Genomic DNA, 14,893 nt, shown 5'->3' with positions numbered 1-14,893 from the left:
AATAAATATTCATTTCTTCTTGCCGTATCAATCAGCTTTATTAATATACCATCCGGTATACATCGTGTCAATACTTCATTACAGATAAATTTAATTTTATTAATTATTACTTTAACAAAAAGCGACTTAACCTCATCGAATTGATAAGTTTAAGTCGCTTTTTTTGATAAAAACTATTTAATAATGTCTAATCCACCCATGTATGGTCGAAGAACTTCCGGAACAGTCACCGATCCATCTTCATTTTGATAATTTTCAAGAACAGCTGCTAGCGTACGACCAACTGCCAATCCCGAACCATTTAATGTGTGTACAAACTGTAATTTTCCATCATCATCTCTATATTGGATATGAGCCCTACGAGCTTGAAATGCCTCGGTATTAGAACAACTTGAAATTTCGCGATACATATTTTGTGCAGGTAACCAAACCTCTAAATCATGGGTCATTGCTGCAGAGAATCCCATATCTCCCGTTGACAATGTTATCACGTGATATGGTAACCCAAGTTTCTCCATAATTCTGCCTGCATCACTTGTCATTTTTTCTAGTTCTGCATATGAATCTTCTGGTTTAGTATATTTCACCATTTCAACTTTATTAAATTGATGTAATCTAATCAATCCACGCGTATCCCTTCCAGCACTTCCTGCTTCAGATCTGAATGAGGGTGAGAGAGCTGTGAAATATACTGGTAATTTTTCTTCTGGAATAACTTCATCCCTATAGTAATTAGTTAATGGGACTTCTGCTGTTGGAATTAACGTTAAATTTTCATTTGCGATTTGAAAAACGTCTTCCTTAAACTTCGGAAATTGGCCAGTTCCGTACATTGACTCATCATTAACAATATATGGAGGAATAATCTCTGTATAACCATCAATTGCATGTTGATCGAGCATAAAATTGTATAAAGCACGTTCTAGACGAGCTCCCCATCCTTTATAGTATAGGAATCGACTACCCGACACTTTAGCGCCACGTTCAAAATCTAAAATATCTAAATTTTCACCAATTTCCCAATGTGCTTTCGGCTCAAAATCAAAAGTTCTTGGTGTCCCTACTTTTCTTAATTCAACGTTTGAATCTTCATTAGGACCTACTGGAATCGTTTTATTTGGCATATTGGGTAATCGCGATGCCATATCTGTTACATCTGCATCCAAAACCTTTAGTTCTTCATCAAATGCTTTAATTGCATCTCCGACTTTTTTCATTTCTTCGATTTGAGCATCTGCATTTTCTTTATTTCGTTTTAATTGTGCAATAGCTTGCGATACATCGTTTCTTTTCTTTTTTAAAGTTTCAGTTTGGACAATAATATCCCTACGTTTACGATCTTTTTCAACCATTTCATCAATAATCTCTGGTTTTACCCCACGATTACCCAATTGTTCCTTAACTTCATCGACATTTTGACGGATCATTTTAATATCTAACATATCTCTGTTCCTCCTTTTTTTGTATAAAAAAAGCCCACTCATCCACTAATTGGGACGAAAGGCTTATTTTCGCGGTACCACCCAAGTTCAACAAATAATCATTTGTCACACTCAAATAGATAACGGTCTCCCGTGTGGCATTACCCACCCACTTATTCACGCCGGATTTTCAGCTTCGTAATTCCCACCACCATTACGTCTCTTAAATGCCTACTTATAACGTTTTCCGTGTTTATTTATTACTCTAATAATAAGCGTTGTTTTATTAAATTGCAAGTTTAATTCTTACCCGCTTTATTAAGTAAATCGATATACTCTTCTAATGAAAGATGATGCTTAACTATATATTTCGCATTACTTTTACCAACATAGCGGAAATGCCATGTTTCATAATCAATTTTAGTCGATTTTTCTTTATCTTTCGGGAATCTCAATATAAATCCATAATTTACCGCATGGTTGATTAACCATTTTTGGCCCTTATCTGTTTCACTACTATTGTCTAAATCATTATGTTTGGCATACCAATTTGATGACATCATATCGACTGCTAGTCCAGTGTGATGTTCGCTTGATCCTGGTTCTGCTACATATTCTTTTGTTAATTGTTTGGCCTCAGCAACCGACTTTCCCGAATTTTCATAGCTTTTAATTGAATCTGCATAGACCTCTTTTTGGTAGCTAATTGATCGATACCCAGATACCAACGACGCCTTATACCCGGCCTTATTTGCTGCTGATACAAAATCATTTAAAGCACTCTCAATTTTTGAATTTACAATAACGTTTCCATCTATTTTCTGTTTAAAATCCAATTCTTGCTTGAGTTTATGCTCTGAATTAACTAATATTAAATTCCAATCATTTGCCTTTACACCTTTTGGTAACTCACTTTTTTGTGTGACTTTTACAGTTTTATGGCTAGGGGTCGTATCCGTTTTCTTACCGCATGCACCTATTAATAGTGCACACATCATTACTGCCATCATCATCCATTTTTTTCTAGTCAAAATGTGCCTCATTTCTTTGATAAATCTACATCTTTCAATGGAATTAATTTTGTTTTATAGCGTATTTTATAATATGTGTACAAGACAACAAATAACGGAATACTCATATAACTAACCGATATTGCTTCCCAATCAAAGTTTTTAAATGATTGAATGTCTTGTCCAAGAATAACTAAAATACAAAGAACAAGTGCTAAAATGGGACCCACTGGGAACCATTTTGCAGAATACTTTAATTCTGACACTTCATGTCCTTGCGCTTTGAACGCTTTTCTAAATCTGTAGTGTGAGATTGCAATTCCTAGCCAGGCAATAAATCCAGTTAACCCACTAGCACTAAGTAGAAACACATAAACTTTTGCTCCAAAAACACTTGCTAAAAATGTGAGTAATCCGATAAATGTCGTTCCTACTAGTGCTGCCATTGGAATACCACGACTATTCGTTTGTTTAAACTTTTTAGGAGCGTAACCTTGCTCTGCAAGTGAATGAAGCATCCGAGTTGATGCGTACATCCCCGAGTTTGCAGCTGAAAGTACTGACGTTAAGATAACTGCATTCATAACACTTGCTGCAGAAGCTAAACCAGCTCTTTGAAAGACCAATGTAAATGGACTAATTGAAATATCTGATGCGCTTGATCCGAGTAAATCTGGACTTGTATACGGAATAATTGCTGCAATGATAAAAATAGCAAAAATATAGAATAATAAAATCCGCCAAAATACTTGTTTAATTGCTTTCGGAATACTCTTTTCAGGTGTTTCAGATTCTCCTGCCGTAATACCGATTAATTCAGTCCCTTGGAAAGAGAAACCAGCAACGACGAATACACTTAGAATCATTGGAACACCACCAACAAATGGCGCTTTCTTCATTGTAAAGTTTTCAAGCCCGGTTGCATGCCCGCCTAGAATACCAAATATAGTCAATACACCAACGATTAAGAAGACAATGACAGTCACCACTTTAATAATTGATAACCAATATTCTGTTTCACCAAATGATTTAACTGACAACGCATTAATTGCAAAAATAATAACTAACGAGATTGTACTAAAAATCCATCCTGGTACATCTGGCAACCAAAATTGCATAACCAATGCAGCTGTACTAATATCAACAGCTAATGTAATTGCCCAGTTAAACCAGTAATTCCAGCCCATTGCAAAACCCATTGCAGGATCAACAAATCGTGTTGAATAAACTGCAAACGACCCTGAAACTGGTAAATAAGTTGCCATTTCACCTAAACTAGTCATTAAAAAGTAAACCATAATTCCAATTCCAATGTATGCCAGTAACGCACCACCTGGCCCTGCCTTCGAAATTGCTGACCCACTCGCAACGAATAATCCTGTTCCAATACTTCCACCCAAGGCAATCATTGATAAGTGTCTTGTTTTTAACTCTCGGTGCATACCTTCTTGTTCTGCCATATGAAATCCCCCCTATATATAGAGGAGCACTCGTGATTTTTAAAATTGAGAAAAGAAAAGAGCCCTTTTGTACAACACTATTACGCGTTATACAAAAAGACTCAGATTAATAGACTCAGTCAAATCGTTATAAGCGCCCCGTGATTACTATATAATCACGACAGTTTCTGACTTATTAAATCAGACCCCAGCAGTCACTAAATCTAAGTTAGCATCCACTTCGGCAGTTCACCCTTTCAGTTTAACTTCTTCAGCACTTAATTGCTTCATTAAACATACTTATGAAAACTGCATCCTCTTCTTTCGATAATTCTTACTATAATCAATTCACTGATATTTTGCAAGTTGTATCTTAATTTTCAGCTATATTAATTTCATCATGTAACTTTTCAATATCCATTTCATCTTTTAAAAAAGCTTCATTTTCGATTGGAAAGTGTTGTTCAATCGAACTAAATGGTTGTAAACTCACAACCCCGTTTTTTAAATGATAATCTAAAATATGTCCACCCATTTTATGTTCATCAGATAAAAAATGAATATGAAATCCTGCTGCGCCAATCCCTTGAAATAACTCAGGCGTGAAGTACCCGATAGCTGTTCCATCAATATTTTCTTCTTCAAATTCTGATTGTTTGGCAGTTACCGCAGTTAATTCTGGATACGGTTTACTCTGCTTAGCAACAGATCGTGTACTCATTTTACTAAATGTTCCTTTGATAAGGACACTAAAAAATAAATTTTGATAAGGATATAATTCAAGCAATTGCTCTTCCAAAACATTTCCTGCCACATTTTCAAATTGAATAGATGCATCTGGTTGATTAAAATGGACTGTCGCAAATGGAACAAGAACATCATCACTAATTTGATTAACTTGACCTTCTGCTGTGATTTGAAAAGCTTTTCCGTCAATCACAATCATTTCACCATCTAAATCACCGACGGTTCCAATCCCATAATCTCCATGTTTCAATAATTCTCCAATACTCAATGTACCTTCGTACAAACCTTCAATTAATGTTGCTAGTGTTCCGTGTTGATAAACCTTTTTTTCATCTTGCATGGTATCGTCCTCTCTTCACAATTATTTTAGTATAATTGATCCATTAAAATTGATTGTCCTAATTCTTGATTATCTTTATAATCAACCGGTATATCAACAATAACAGGACCATTAGTTGAAAATGCTTCATCTAATATTCCAGCTAGATCTTGTGCTTTTTCAACGCGTAAGCCTTTTGCACCAAAACTTTCCGCATATTTCACAAAATCAACTGCACCAAAATTCACACCGGCAGATTGACCATATTTCATTTCTTCTTGGAATTTAACCATGTCATAGTGCCCATCATTCCAAATAATATGAACAATATTTAAATTTAAACGAACTGCTGTTTCCAAATCTTGGGCTGAAAATAAGAACCCACCATCTCCAGAAATTGAGACAATTTGTGTATTAGGTCGAACTAAGGCCGCTGAAATTGCCCAAGGCAAAGCAACTCCCAACGTTTGCATCCCGTTACTAAACAATAGATGACGAGGTTCATAACTTCTAAAATGTCGTGCAATCCAAATGTAGAAACTACCCACATCAACCGTCACAGTCATTTCATCTGAAACACGTTTTTGTAATTCTTGAATAATGCTTAATGGATGACTCGTCAATGTATCACTCGTCACAACAGGTGCTTCATCCCTTGCTTGTAATTTTTCTTGTAATCCATCTAAATATTCACGAGATTCAAAGACCATTTGATAACCTTTCATGTATGGTAATAAAAATTCAAGCGTTTGCGCGATGTCGCCCACTAACTCTTTTTTTGGTTGGAAATTATGATCAATCTCTGAACGCATATCGTCGACAACAACAATATTAGCTGTTCCTTCTGCATTCCAGTTACGTGGTTCATATTCAATAGGATCATAGCCAATTGTAATAACTAAATCGCTCTTTTTAAGTAATTGATCCCCTGGTTGATTTCTGAATAAGCCGACACGACCAAAGAAATCACCAACTAATTCACGCGATATCACACCGGCAGCTTGGAATGTTTCCACAACAGGCAAATTAGTTGCTTCAACTAAATTACGAATAGCTTTTGTTACTTCTGGTGAAGATGCCCGCATTCCTACCAGTAAAACAGGCAACTTTGCCGCTTTAATTTCTTGTGCTAAAAGTGTACTCTCTACTGGGCTAGCGGGACCTAATTTAGGCGCCATTAAAGGTTGGATAACTTTTGTTTTTACTTCTGAGTCTGTTACATCTTGGGGAATACTGACGAAACTTGCCCCCTGCTTTGCAGCTTCAGCTTCTTGATAAGCATTAGCAATCACTTCCGAAATATTCTCAGGTTCTTGGACCTCTGCGCTATATTTAGTGATTGGTTCAAATAATGCCGTATTATTCATACTTTGATGCGTTAGTCTCGTTAAATCTGAACGCTTCACTTGACCAGAAATGGCAAGAACAGGATCACCTTCTGCCGTAGCCGTCACAACACCCGTTGCCAAATTACTTGCACCAGGTCCGGAAGTTGTTAAAACAACCCCTGGTTTACCTGTAATACGACCAATCCCAGCAGCCATAAATGCTGCATTTTGTTCATGTCGTGTAATGATTAATTCTGGTGACTTAGAATTCGTCGGATGTTCCAATTTTTCAAAAACACGATCAATTTTTGCACCAGGAATACCAAATACATATTTCACATCATGATTTATTAAACTATCAACAATGGCATCTGCGCCATAATATTTATTATCTGTCATTAGATTTCCTCCGAATTTGTTTTAGTAGTATCCATGATAGCATTTTCACAAATAAATGACTATGGTTTAAACTTACCAAATGTAAGCCTAAATAAAAAACCATTATTAACCCAGTTATGGTTAATAATGGTTTCGTTATTTATGGTTTCCTGTTACATTTTCGACAATTTTTTGAATGATTAATTTACGTTGACCACTGATATCTTCTTCATTCCAATTAATTAAAGGAATTTCAGTTTCGTCAAACGTTGCAGCAATTAGTTGATAAACTGTTTGTGACTCTAAATAATTAGCCCAACGTTTATCTGCTTCAGCAAAAACACTATTTATGACGACGGTTGCTTTTTCTGTATCTTGTTTAAATTCACGAAACACACGATCAAAGAAACCGAAGTTTGGATAGGTTTCAATCTTACCTTCCGTAGCCTCCACAATTTCTAACAAATTGATATCCTTAGCATCCCTTGCTAACGTAAAACCACCATTATTACCTGAAACAGATTTCACAAGCCCTGCAACGACTAACTTACGCATAATTTTACGAAGATAAGTTTGTGAACCACCAAGACGAGCGTTGATTACTTGCGATGAAATTGGCACACCTTTATCTTGCGTTGCCAATAAAGAAATAATACACGCTGCTTGTTCAAATCCTTTTGTTAATTGCATATTCAGCTACCCCCGGTTGATTAATTTTCAAATAGTTCTATATATACGAATCAAGGATACCATATGTCGTTGACAATTGGTATTTATTATTTAAAATCAACCGCATAAACGATTTCATTAATTAAGTCAGCAGGCTGAAAAAGTAATGGAACCGCTCTTTTTTCAATAAATTTAAAATTTGATTTTTTTAATACTTTGATAGATGCTTTATTTTCAATAGTTGTCACACCGATTATGCGTTCTAAACCTGACGCCTGAGCCATCGTTAAAAGCCCTTGAACTACTTCAGTCATTATCCCTTGATTCTTAAAACTAGGATTTAACGCATAGCCAACCTCTTTAACTACCAAACTAGGTTCTTGCCCCTCATCAACTACTTCATATAAACCGATATTACCGACCACTTTTTGATTTTCTTTACACTCAATCGCAAATATACTTTGTTTTTGTAGCGTCGCAACAAACAAACTAGCTTCTGCCAAAGAATGAACGGGTAAAAACCCAGCCATCTGACCGACCTGTGCATCACAAGCATATTCATATATGTCATTTGTGTCTGATGAGCGTAACGGACGTACCACTAACCGTTTCGTTTCATATTGATTCATTTTTTAGCCCTCAATTTTAATTTATTCGAAATTTTTAGATATACGACACGTGCAATAGCTATCCAAATTACTGCTAATAAAACAGCACCTATCGTATCCGTCGGAAAATGAGCTTGTAAGTATACTCTTGAAATCATAATCATTATTATCCATATCACTAATAAGCAATTAATCAAAAATTGTTTACTATACTTAAATTCTACTAGCATAATACTCGTTATTGTTAGACAAAATAATGTCACTCCGAATGTATGTCCACTGGGAAAACTGAATCCACTAATTGATCCATGCCCCATTGGTCGAGGTCTTTGGACGCTACTTTTAATGAGCTTAATTAACAGTGCTCCAGTCATTATGGTCATCCCCGTCCAAATAGCGAGTACACTGCTTCGTAATTTATATAAAATAATCATTAAAATGACTGAATACAACCCTATCATCATCGGACTACTTAGCCAACTGATTACCTGCATCACTTGATCTAGTTGTGACGTCGGATGAAACCTAACAATTGCAGCGATATCATTATCTATACCATAGATAAAATTATTTTTGGTTACTATTAATAGTGTCAATATCGCGAATAGTCCACTGCCCATAATGGCTACTCCAAAAAGTTTGTTCTTATTATTCATCACTCTAACCTCTTAATTACAGTCTATTTTATCCACATAATTTATCATATTTTTTAATTTGTTTAAAGTTAGTTACCAAAATCTTTAAGAATTCATACAGAAATCAAGCAAATGCTCAATTTTATGTCAGTTTATGGTAAAATAGGCTATCTTTATAAATTTAGAAAAGAGTTGGAAATAAATAATGAATACGCTACTGCTTATGCTTGCCGCTGGTCTTGTGGCAGGTGCTCTAGGATCTATCTTAGGATTAGGTGGCGGCATCATTGTCACCCCAGTCTTAACTTTAATGATGGGATTAGATATTAAATACGCTATTGGTGCTAGTATCATTGCCGTTATCGCAACGAGTTCTGGTGCTACAATTGCGTTTCTAAAAGATGACGTTTTAAATTTAAGGGTCGCCATGTTTTTAGAAATCGCAACGACCATTGGTGCGATTTGTGGGGCACTCTTAACAGGAGTCTTTAATACATCCTTTCTCTTCATTTTATTCGGTGCTTTTTTGCTACTTTCTGTTTACAACATGCTTAAAAAAATTTTTGTGGGTGAAGAAGTTTTAAAGTCAGCTGAACCTGATTATTTATCTACCAAATTTAAACTGAACAGTTCGTACTATGATAAACAACTTAAAAAACAAGTTGATTATCAAGTCGAAAATGTCCCAGGTGGGATGGCGATTATGCTTGGCGCTGGAGTTGCCAGTGGATTGTTAGGAATCGGATCTGGTATTTTCAAAGTTATGGCGATGGATACTGCAATGAAAATGCCATTGAAACCATCAAGTTCAACAAGTAACTTAATGATGGGTGTCACCGCTGCTGCAAGTGCGACCGTCTACTTTTTCAATGGTTCAATTAGACCTGATATTGCGGTTCCGTTAGCGCTAGGAATTTTAGTTGGCTCATCAATTGGCTCACGTACAATGCAATACCTACCCGCAAAAATAATTCGTCTCATTTTTGTACCTGTACTATTGTATGTCAGCATTCAGATGATTCTAAAAGGATTCGGGGTATCTATCTAATGATGAATGAAAAAAATAACACATCAGCCGAAATGGCAAAAATTGAATTAATGATTGGTCAAATATTAAGAATTGGCGTTTTCATTTCTGCGATAATTATGATTATTGGTCTTATCCTATCCTTAGTTACAGGTTCAACAGGCTATCCAGGTAATACATTTCCAACTTCATTTTCTGCTATCATTTCTGGAATTGTCGCACTTAAACCTTACGCAATTATGATGCTTGGACTATTTTGCTTAATACTAACACCAATTCTTCGTGTCGTTATTTCAATTTATGCTTTCTACAAAGAAAAAGATTATCTATACGTTAAAATTACCGTCATCGTTTTAGTCATTTTAATTGCTGGCTTTTTTATTGGCGAACATTAATTATTAATAAAGGGGAACATTTCAATGTCAAGTCGTCGAGAAGACTATCATAAAGAACAACAACTGCATCAGGAAGCAACTAATCATCTGCCTTTACCAAAGCGCGAAAGAAAGAATAAAAAGCAAAACAAGAAACGTCGTCGTTTAATTTGGTTACTCATTATAATCATCGCTGCTATCTGCGGTGGCGTTTATGCGTACCATAAATACTCAAATGCTAAAAATGCAGCTGACAAAATCTATACTTCTACTAAAATTGCTAAAACTAGAAACGTTGCAGCGGTTTTGGAAAAGGAACATCCTATTTCAATTTTACTTTTAGGTTCTGATGATGGTGCCTTGGGTCGTGCTAAAACTGGTGGTCGAACAGATACGTTAATTGTTGCCACACTTAACCCTAAAACAGAATCAATGACCTTAATTAGTTTACCGCGTGATACCGAAGTTGCCGTTTCAGACCATGAATCGGATTTCCCAAGTAAAATAAATGCTGCCTATGCTTATGGTGGTGCCGCAACTGCAGTTAAAACTGTTGAAAAATATTTTAATGTACCCATCGATTTCTACGCAACAATCAACATGGGCGGTTTAGAATCACTAGTTGACGCTGTTGACGGTGTTGACGTGAATCCACCACTATCTTTTTCTTATAATGGTGCCAGCTTCAAAAAAGGCGTTAAAACTCACGTTAACGGTAAACAAGCCCTTTCGTATGCTCGAATGAGATATGATGATCCTCTTGGTGATTACGGTCGTCAAAAACGCCAACGTCAAATTATTATGGCAGTGGCTCTAAAAAGTACACAGCTTCAAAATTTATTAGATGATAAATTTTTAAATACAATGTCATCTCAAATGAAAACTGATTTAACATTCAATGATCTTACCGTCTTAGGTACTAATTATCGTAAGGCAACGCATCATTCGCATTCAGATTATCTACAAGGTACAGGAACAATGGTCAATGGCGAAGCATTTGAAATTGCCAGTGAAACTGAAAAACAACGTATCACTGATAAGTTACGTTCCACACTTGGCTTGGTTCCAGCTAAAACTGGAAATACTTTAACAGCCGATACAAAAATCAATACAACACGCGAATAATGAAAAGCAGGCCGTCAATCGGGGATTGACGGCCTGCTTTTTTGCATAAAAAAACAACTCACCTAAATGGTAAGTTGTTTAGATTTTAAATTAGTCTTTGTTTACGTTTACTGCTTGTGGTCCACGGTCACTATCTTCAACGTCAAAAGTTACTTTTTGACCTTCGTCTAATGTTTTAAAACCGTCACCTTGGATAGCTGAGAAATGTACGAATACATCACTACCATCTTCGCGAGTAATGAAACCAAAACCTTTATCTGCGTTAAACCATTTTACTGTACCTTGTTCCATGAATAAAATCCTCCTTGTGTCTGTTGACACGTTCTATTTATGACCCTCAAATCGTCCCAGTTGATATCGTTTCCGAAAACACTCATCAACTTCATTTGATTTGAAGAGCCACCTAAATTATATCACGTCTAATTGTAAAAATAAATTCTAAAATAGCGCTTTTATTTAGTTATTTTCATCTTCAAGTGGTAACGCTAAATCATCATTTTCTTCCAGATTATATGGCTGGTATTTACCCATTAAATATCCTTGAATCATTTGAATAACTTCATAACGATCACTACCTGATAAAATTTTATCGCGATATGAAAGTGTTGCCGTCCGTGCGAATAAATCTTCAAGATCAATCAATTCATCATTAGTTTGACCAACTAAAAAATCAATTGAAACGTGAAAGAATTCGGCCAATTTTCTGACTTCAAGATAAGAAGGCGTATTAATACCACGCTCCCAACTACCAATCTGTGGACCAGAATTCAAGTTATGATTCGATTTTTGAGATTGATTTAATCCAACAGCTAATTGGGTTAGCGTTAAGCCACTACCTCTGCGCAATGCTTTTAATCTTTCCGGAAACATCAACAACACCTCTTTTAGATAAGCATACCTCTTTTTTTTAAAAAGGGTAGGTTTTTAACCAAATAAACCGCCAATATAATAAGTTACAGCCATTGTCACTAATCCAACAAAAACATTTCTTACCATGGCGTGCCTAATATTATTACGCCCTAATATCCCGCTTACTGCCCCTGTTAAAAGTAAAGCCAAAGCAACGCCAATAACCGTCAGCGGAATCATAAACTCAGCTGGGAGTATCGCTATTAACAATAATGGAACTAGCGAGCCAACTACAAAAGACGTCATTGATGACATTGCTGCATGCCACGGATTCAAGTACTCACCAACATCAATATTATTAACTTCTTTACAGTAATTTTCTAGTTCATTTTGAGACATTAGCTCATTAACTACATCCGTTGCGACCATCCGCGAGAATCCCTTTGCTTGATAAATATTAATTAATCGTTCAATTTCAAATTCACGATTATCTTTTAACTTTTTTTCAGCTGAATGGATAATCGATTTTTGTGTATCTCTTTGTGCAGAAACTGAGACATATTCACCACCAGCCATTGAAAACGCTCCTGCAAACATACCAGCGAGTCCAGCTAAGACAAGATAGTACTTGCCTTGACTAGCACCGGCCATCCCCAGAATAACGCCTGCAACTGAGATAATGCCATCATTAGCACCTAACACCCCTGCTCTTAAAATATTTAATTTCGTTGATAAGGCCATCCCTACTTTTAATGCACGACTATTCATCAAATGATTCACTCCATTTCCAATCATTTAAGTATAAGCTAATTGGGAACGATTATCAGTTAGGTTTATTAATTTCATTAAGGAACATGATTGCCTTATCTTAAATGGGACACAATCTGACAATAGATAAAGACTAACTACCAGAAATCGAAAGGAACTGCATTTTAACCTATTATAGGATATACTTAAAGCAATTGTTCGAAAGAGGTGAATCAAATGTCTGACTCAAAAAAATACCCAATTAGTCCCTATTTTGAAATTAAAAATAATCATCCTTGGTACCTTGATGCTGAAATTGATGACTTATCACTTTATAATCAAAACTTTAAGGTCGTCTTACAAACAATAACTAAAAATGAAAATATTAATAAAGGGTGGCGAGATGAGGATTTAGAATCTAATATTCAGTTACTCCTTCTTATTGATTACGAAGAACTTGAAGTTTGGAAATATCCCGTCGATTTGTCATTTGATAAATTATCTTTAAAGGAAGATGTTGTATCATTCAATGAAAATAGTCGTATTGCACTTTATTTTGAAGATGATCAAGCTGTCATGCGAAAACTTGGTTACCTGCCAAAAGAAGATACATTACAAGTTCATAATATTATGGCAGAACTACCTAATTATAAAATTGCCACCTATTTAACTGGTGGACCCTATAAGAAATTAACATTCGAAGACGACGAACTTCAAATTGATAATGGTTTTGAAGAATTCCGTTTAAATATTTTAATCTACTAAAAAAACATTCTCAATGAGAATGTTTTTTTGATTACTTATTTTTACTTTTTTTATTAAAAATTGATTTAACTGATCGTTTTAAAACATCGCCCATTCCAAGTGATTGAACCATATGAGCTGGATCAACATAGTTACGCATTGCACGTAATACCATTTTTGGTTTTTTAGACGCAAAAGTAAATGTTCCATTTTTCTTCGTTTTAATTGCATATCTCGGAATCCATCGTCCTTTAAACATCACAGACGCGATAACTTGATCAACTTCATCCCATGGAATTTGGATAAACTTACGCGCATCACGGTCATTATAAAATTCAAACCCTTTATCACCAATCATGATTTTACCATAATCAGTTAAACCTGTGAAAGCAGTTGCATCGATTGTTAAGTCTACCTTTGTATTAATTGACTGGACCATAGTATTTCGACTCCAATGTTTTTTGACGTTATCTTATTATACCTTAATTAACTGCATTGAACCATATAAAAAAACCCAGGAAAATTCCTGAGTTTTTTTGAAATTTTATAAAATTCCAAGTACGTGTCCACCGATACCAACTATGAATAAACCTAGAATAATAACAATTGGTGAAACTTTTTTCTTAAGTAACCACATACATAAGAATGTTAATAATAATGCTGCTAAACCTGGAATTAATTGATCCAAGTTATTTTGTAATGTTGTTACTTTATTTGGTGAAAGAGCTAAACCATCGCTAGCTTGTTGCATAGCTGTTTGCATGCCTTTTCCACCATGGAGGTTATCAAAATCAATATAAGCACCTTTATCCAACTTAACTGTTGAAATAACTGGCGTAAATTTAATTGAAACCCAACGTTCTACTAATGCGGCTAAAACGAACATTCCCAGTACCGAAGCACCTTTAGTAACATCTTGTAATAAGCCACCTGACATATCTTCAGAAATCTTAGAACCAGCTCTGTAACCGAATTCTTGTGTATACCACATGAATCCCATACGGATGATATTCCAAGCTACGAAGAAAATGATTGGTCCCATAATGTTACCACCTATAGCCAATGAAGCACCTAAAGCACCTAACATTGGACGAACAGTAAACCAGAATACGGGATCGCCGACACCAGCCAAAGGACCCATCATACCAACTTTAACACCTTGAATTGCAACATCATCAATAGGAGCACCATTAGCACGTTCTTCTTCAAGTGCTAATGTAACACCAAGGATTGGTGAAGCAAGATAAGGATGAGTGTTAAAGAATTCCATGTGTCGTTTCATTGCTGACGTACGTTCTTCTTTAGTTTTGTATAATTTTTTAATTGCTGGAATCATTGAGAATGTCCAACCACCATTTTGCATACGTTCGTAGTTCCATGAACCTTGAATAAACGTTGAACGCCATGCTACAGCCAATCGATCTTTTTTAGTTAATTCAATTTTATCTGCCATAATATATTCCTCCTTCTTCC

General features: G+C 35.6%; 17 protein-coding genes and 1 riboswitch. Of the genes, 4 read left to right on the top strand and 13 right to left on the bottom strand.

The window, feature by feature from the left end; all coding sequences use genetic code 11:
* Positions 1–173: 173 nt before the first annotated feature.
* From serS to ACE83Q_RS06880, 8 genes are all read right to left on the bottom strand, one after another.
* The gene (gene serS, locus ACE83Q_RS06915; RefSeq protein WP_409022009.1) at positions 174–1,442 is read right to left on the bottom strand and encodes a serine--tRNA ligase; all 1,269 of its coding nucleotides are present in this window, start codon (positions 1,440–1,442) and stop codon (positions 174–176) included.
* A gap of 278 nt (positions 1,443–1,720) precedes the next feature.
* Positions 1,721–2,452: a M15 family metallopeptidase gene (locus ACE83Q_RS06910; protein ID WP_409022008.1), complete on the bottom strand. Its 732-nt coding sequence runs from the start codon at positions 2,450–2,452 to the stop codon at positions 1,721–1,723.
* Between the two features lie 8 nt (positions 2,453–2,460).
* Positions 2,461–3,891: an amino acid permease gene (locus tag ACE83Q_RS06905; RefSeq protein WP_409022007.1), complete on the bottom strand. Its 1,431-nt coding sequence runs from the start codon at positions 3,889–3,891 to the stop codon at positions 2,461–2,463.
* A 123-nt stretch (positions 3,892–4,014) separates the two neighbouring features.
* Positions 4,015–4,199: riboswitch (Lysine riboswitch) on the bottom strand.
* Positions 4,200–4,243: 44 nt separating this feature from the next.
* On the bottom strand, positions 4,244–4,957 hold the full coding sequence (gene budA, locus ACE83Q_RS06900) for an acetolactate decarboxylase (protein ID WP_409022006.1): 714 nt from the start codon (positions 4,955–4,957) through the stop codon (positions 4,244–4,246).
* A 26-nt stretch (positions 4,958–4,983) separates the two neighbouring features.
* Positions 4,984–6,663, bottom strand: coding sequence for an acetolactate synthase AlsS (gene alsS / locus ACE83Q_RS06895; RefSeq protein ID WP_409022005.1), 1,680 nt, complete (start codon positions 6,661–6,663; stop codon positions 4,984–4,986).
* Between the two features lie 135 nt (positions 6,664–6,798).
* Positions 6,799–7,332 carry an Rrf2 family transcriptional regulator gene (locus ACE83Q_RS06890; RefSeq protein WP_409022004.1) on the bottom strand — a complete coding sequence of 178 codons (534 nt, stop codon included), beginning with the start codon at positions 7,330–7,332 and terminating at the stop codon, positions 6,799–6,801.
* Positions 7,333–7,418: 86 nt separating this feature from the next.
* Entirely contained in the window at positions 7,419–7,940 is a 522-nt protein-coding gene (locus tag ACE83Q_RS06885; protein ID WP_409022003.1) for a GNAT family N-acetyltransferase, read from the bottom strand.
* On the bottom strand, positions 7,937–8,575 hold the full coding sequence (locus ACE83Q_RS06880; RefSeq protein WP_409022002.1) for a phosphatase PAP2 family protein: 639 nt from the start codon (positions 8,573–8,575) through the stop codon (positions 7,937–7,939). Before ACE83Q_RS06880 ends, ACE83Q_RS06885 begins: the two co-directional genes overlap by 4 nt.
* A 184-nt stretch (positions 8,576–8,759) precedes the next feature.
* Between ACE83Q_RS06880 and ACE83Q_RS06875 the strand changes: the two genes are divergently transcribed.
* The 3 genes from ACE83Q_RS06875 to ACE83Q_RS06865 are packed head-to-tail and all read left to right on the top strand — an operon-like array spanning position 8,760 to position 11,080.
* Entirely contained in the window at positions 8,760–9,602 is an 843-nt protein-coding gene (locus tag ACE83Q_RS06875) for a sulfite exporter TauE/SafE family protein (RefSeq protein WP_409022001.1), read from the top strand.
* Positions 9,602–9,976, top strand: coding sequence for a DUF1634 domain-containing protein (locus tag ACE83Q_RS06870; protein WP_409022000.1), 375 nt, complete (start codon positions 9,602–9,604; stop codon positions 9,974–9,976). The genes ACE83Q_RS06875 and ACE83Q_RS06870 overlap by 1 nt, the downstream gene beginning before the upstream one ends.
* Before the next feature lie 24 nt (positions 9,977–10,000).
* On the top strand, positions 10,001–11,080 hold the full coding sequence (locus tag ACE83Q_RS06865; protein ID WP_409021999.1) for an LCP family protein: 1,080 nt from the start codon (positions 10,001–10,003) through the stop codon (positions 11,078–11,080).
* Positions 11,081–11,170: 90 nt separating this feature from the next.
* On the opposite strand, the gene ACE83Q_RS06860 is transcribed toward ACE83Q_RS06865, so the two are convergent.
* From ACE83Q_RS06860 to ACE83Q_RS06850, 3 genes are all read right to left on the bottom strand, one after another.
* Entirely contained in the window at positions 11,171–11,371 is a 201-nt protein-coding gene (locus ACE83Q_RS06860; protein WP_112251328.1) for a cold-shock protein, read from the bottom strand.
* Positions 11,372–11,536: 165 nt separating this feature from the next.
* On the bottom strand, positions 11,537–11,950 hold the full coding sequence (locus ACE83Q_RS06855) for a helix-turn-helix domain-containing protein (protein WP_409021998.1): 414 nt from the start codon (positions 11,948–11,950) through the stop codon (positions 11,537–11,539).
* A gap of 54 nt (positions 11,951–12,004) precedes the next feature.
* The gene (locus tag ACE83Q_RS06850) at positions 12,005–12,724 is read right to left on the bottom strand and encodes a VIT family protein (RefSeq protein WP_409021997.1); all 720 of its coding nucleotides are present in this window, start codon (positions 12,722–12,724) and stop codon (positions 12,005–12,007) included.
* A gap of 189 nt (positions 12,725–12,913) precedes the next feature.
* Between ACE83Q_RS06850 and ACE83Q_RS06845 the strand changes: the two genes are divergently transcribed.
* Positions 12,914–13,441 (top strand): hypothetical protein, encoded by a 528-nt coding sequence (locus ACE83Q_RS06845; protein WP_409021996.1) that lies wholly within the window; start codon positions 12,914–12,916, stop codon positions 13,439–13,441.
* Between the two features lie 31 nt (positions 13,442–13,472).
* Here the strand turns inward: ACE83Q_RS06845 and ACE83Q_RS06840 are convergent, their stop codons facing one another.
* Together ACE83Q_RS06840 and ACE83Q_RS06835 are read right to left on the bottom strand one after the other, a co-directional pair.
* Positions 13,473–13,859: a DUF956 family protein gene (locus ACE83Q_RS06840; RefSeq protein WP_409021995.1), complete on the bottom strand. Its 387-nt coding sequence runs from the start codon at positions 13,857–13,859 to the stop codon at positions 13,473–13,475.
* A 105-nt stretch (positions 13,860–13,964) separates the two neighbouring features.
* Positions 13,965–14,873 carry a PTS system mannose/fructose/sorbose family transporter subunit IID gene (locus tag ACE83Q_RS06835; protein ID WP_409021994.1) on the bottom strand — a complete coding sequence of 303 codons (909 nt, stop codon included), beginning with the start codon at positions 14,871–14,873 and terminating at the stop codon, positions 13,965–13,967.
* Positions 14,874–14,893: the final 20 nt, after the last annotated feature.

This window comes from Dellaglioa kimchii (genome assembly GCF_046115505.1).
Lineage (GTDB): Bacteria > Bacillota > Bacilli > Lactobacillales > Lactobacillaceae > Dellaglioa > Dellaglioa kimchii.
This window is presented reverse-complemented; position numbering and strand designations above follow the sequence as displayed.

Bases quoted from the DNA above. Each gene is read 5' to 3' on its own strand.
- serS (WP_409022009.1), bottom strand. From the start codon at position 1,442: ATGTTAGATATTAAAATGATCCGTCAAAATGTCGATGAAGTTAAGGAA.
- ACE83Q_RS06905 (WP_409022007.1), bottom strand. From the start codon at position 3,891: ATGGCAGAACAAGAAGGTATGCACCGAGAGTTAAAAACAAGACACTTA.
- budA (WP_409022006.1), bottom strand. From the start codon at position 4,957: ATGCAAGATGAAAAAAAGGTTTATCAACACGGAACACTAGCAACATTA.
- alsS (WP_409022005.1), bottom strand. From the start codon at position 6,663: ATGACAGATAATAAATATTATGGCGCAGATGCCATTGTTGATAGTTTA.
- ACE83Q_RS06890 (WP_409022004.1), bottom strand. From the start codon at position 7,332: ATGCAATTAACAAAAGGATTTGAACAAGCAGCGTGTATTATTTCTTTA.
- ACE83Q_RS06885 (WP_409022003.1), bottom strand. From the start codon at position 7,940: ATGAATCAATATGAAACGAAACGGTTAGTGGTACGTCCGTTACGCTCA.
- ACE83Q_RS06880 (WP_409022002.1), bottom strand. From the start codon at position 8,575: ATGAATAATAAGAACAAACTTTTTGGAGTAGCCATTATGGGCAGTGGA.
- ACE83Q_RS06875 (WP_409022001.1), top strand. From the start codon at position 8,760: ATGAATACGCTACTGCTTATGCTTGCCGCTGGTCTTGTGGCAGGTGCT.
- ACE83Q_RS06870 (WP_409022000.1), top strand. From the start codon at position 9,602: ATGATGAATGAAAAAAATAACACATCAGCCGAAATGGCAAAAATTGAA.
- ACE83Q_RS06865 (WP_409021999.1), top strand. From the start codon at position 10,001: ATGTCAAGTCGTCGAGAAGACTATCATAAAGAACAACAACTGCATCAG.
- ACE83Q_RS06860 (WP_112251328.1), bottom strand. From the start codon at position 11,371: ATGGAACAAGGTACAGTAAAATGGTTTAACGCAGATAAAGGTTTTGGT.
- ACE83Q_RS06855 (WP_409021998.1), bottom strand. From the start codon at position 11,950: ATGTTTCCGGAAAGATTAAAAGCATTGCGCAGAGGTAGTGGCTTAACG.
- ACE83Q_RS06850 (WP_409021997.1), bottom strand. From the start codon at position 12,724: ATGATTGGAAATGGAGTGAATCATTTGATGAATAGTCGTGCATTAAAA.
- ACE83Q_RS06845 (WP_409021996.1), top strand. From the start codon at position 12,914: ATGTCTGACTCAAAAAAATACCCAATTAGTCCCTATTTTGAAATTAAA.
- ACE83Q_RS06840 (WP_409021995.1), bottom strand. From the start codon at position 13,859: ATGGTCCAGTCAATTAATACAAAGGTAGACTTAACAATCGATGCAACT.
- ACE83Q_RS06835 (WP_409021994.1), bottom strand. From the start codon at position 14,873: ATGGCAGATAAAATTGAATTAACTAAAAAAGATCGATTGGCTGTAGCA.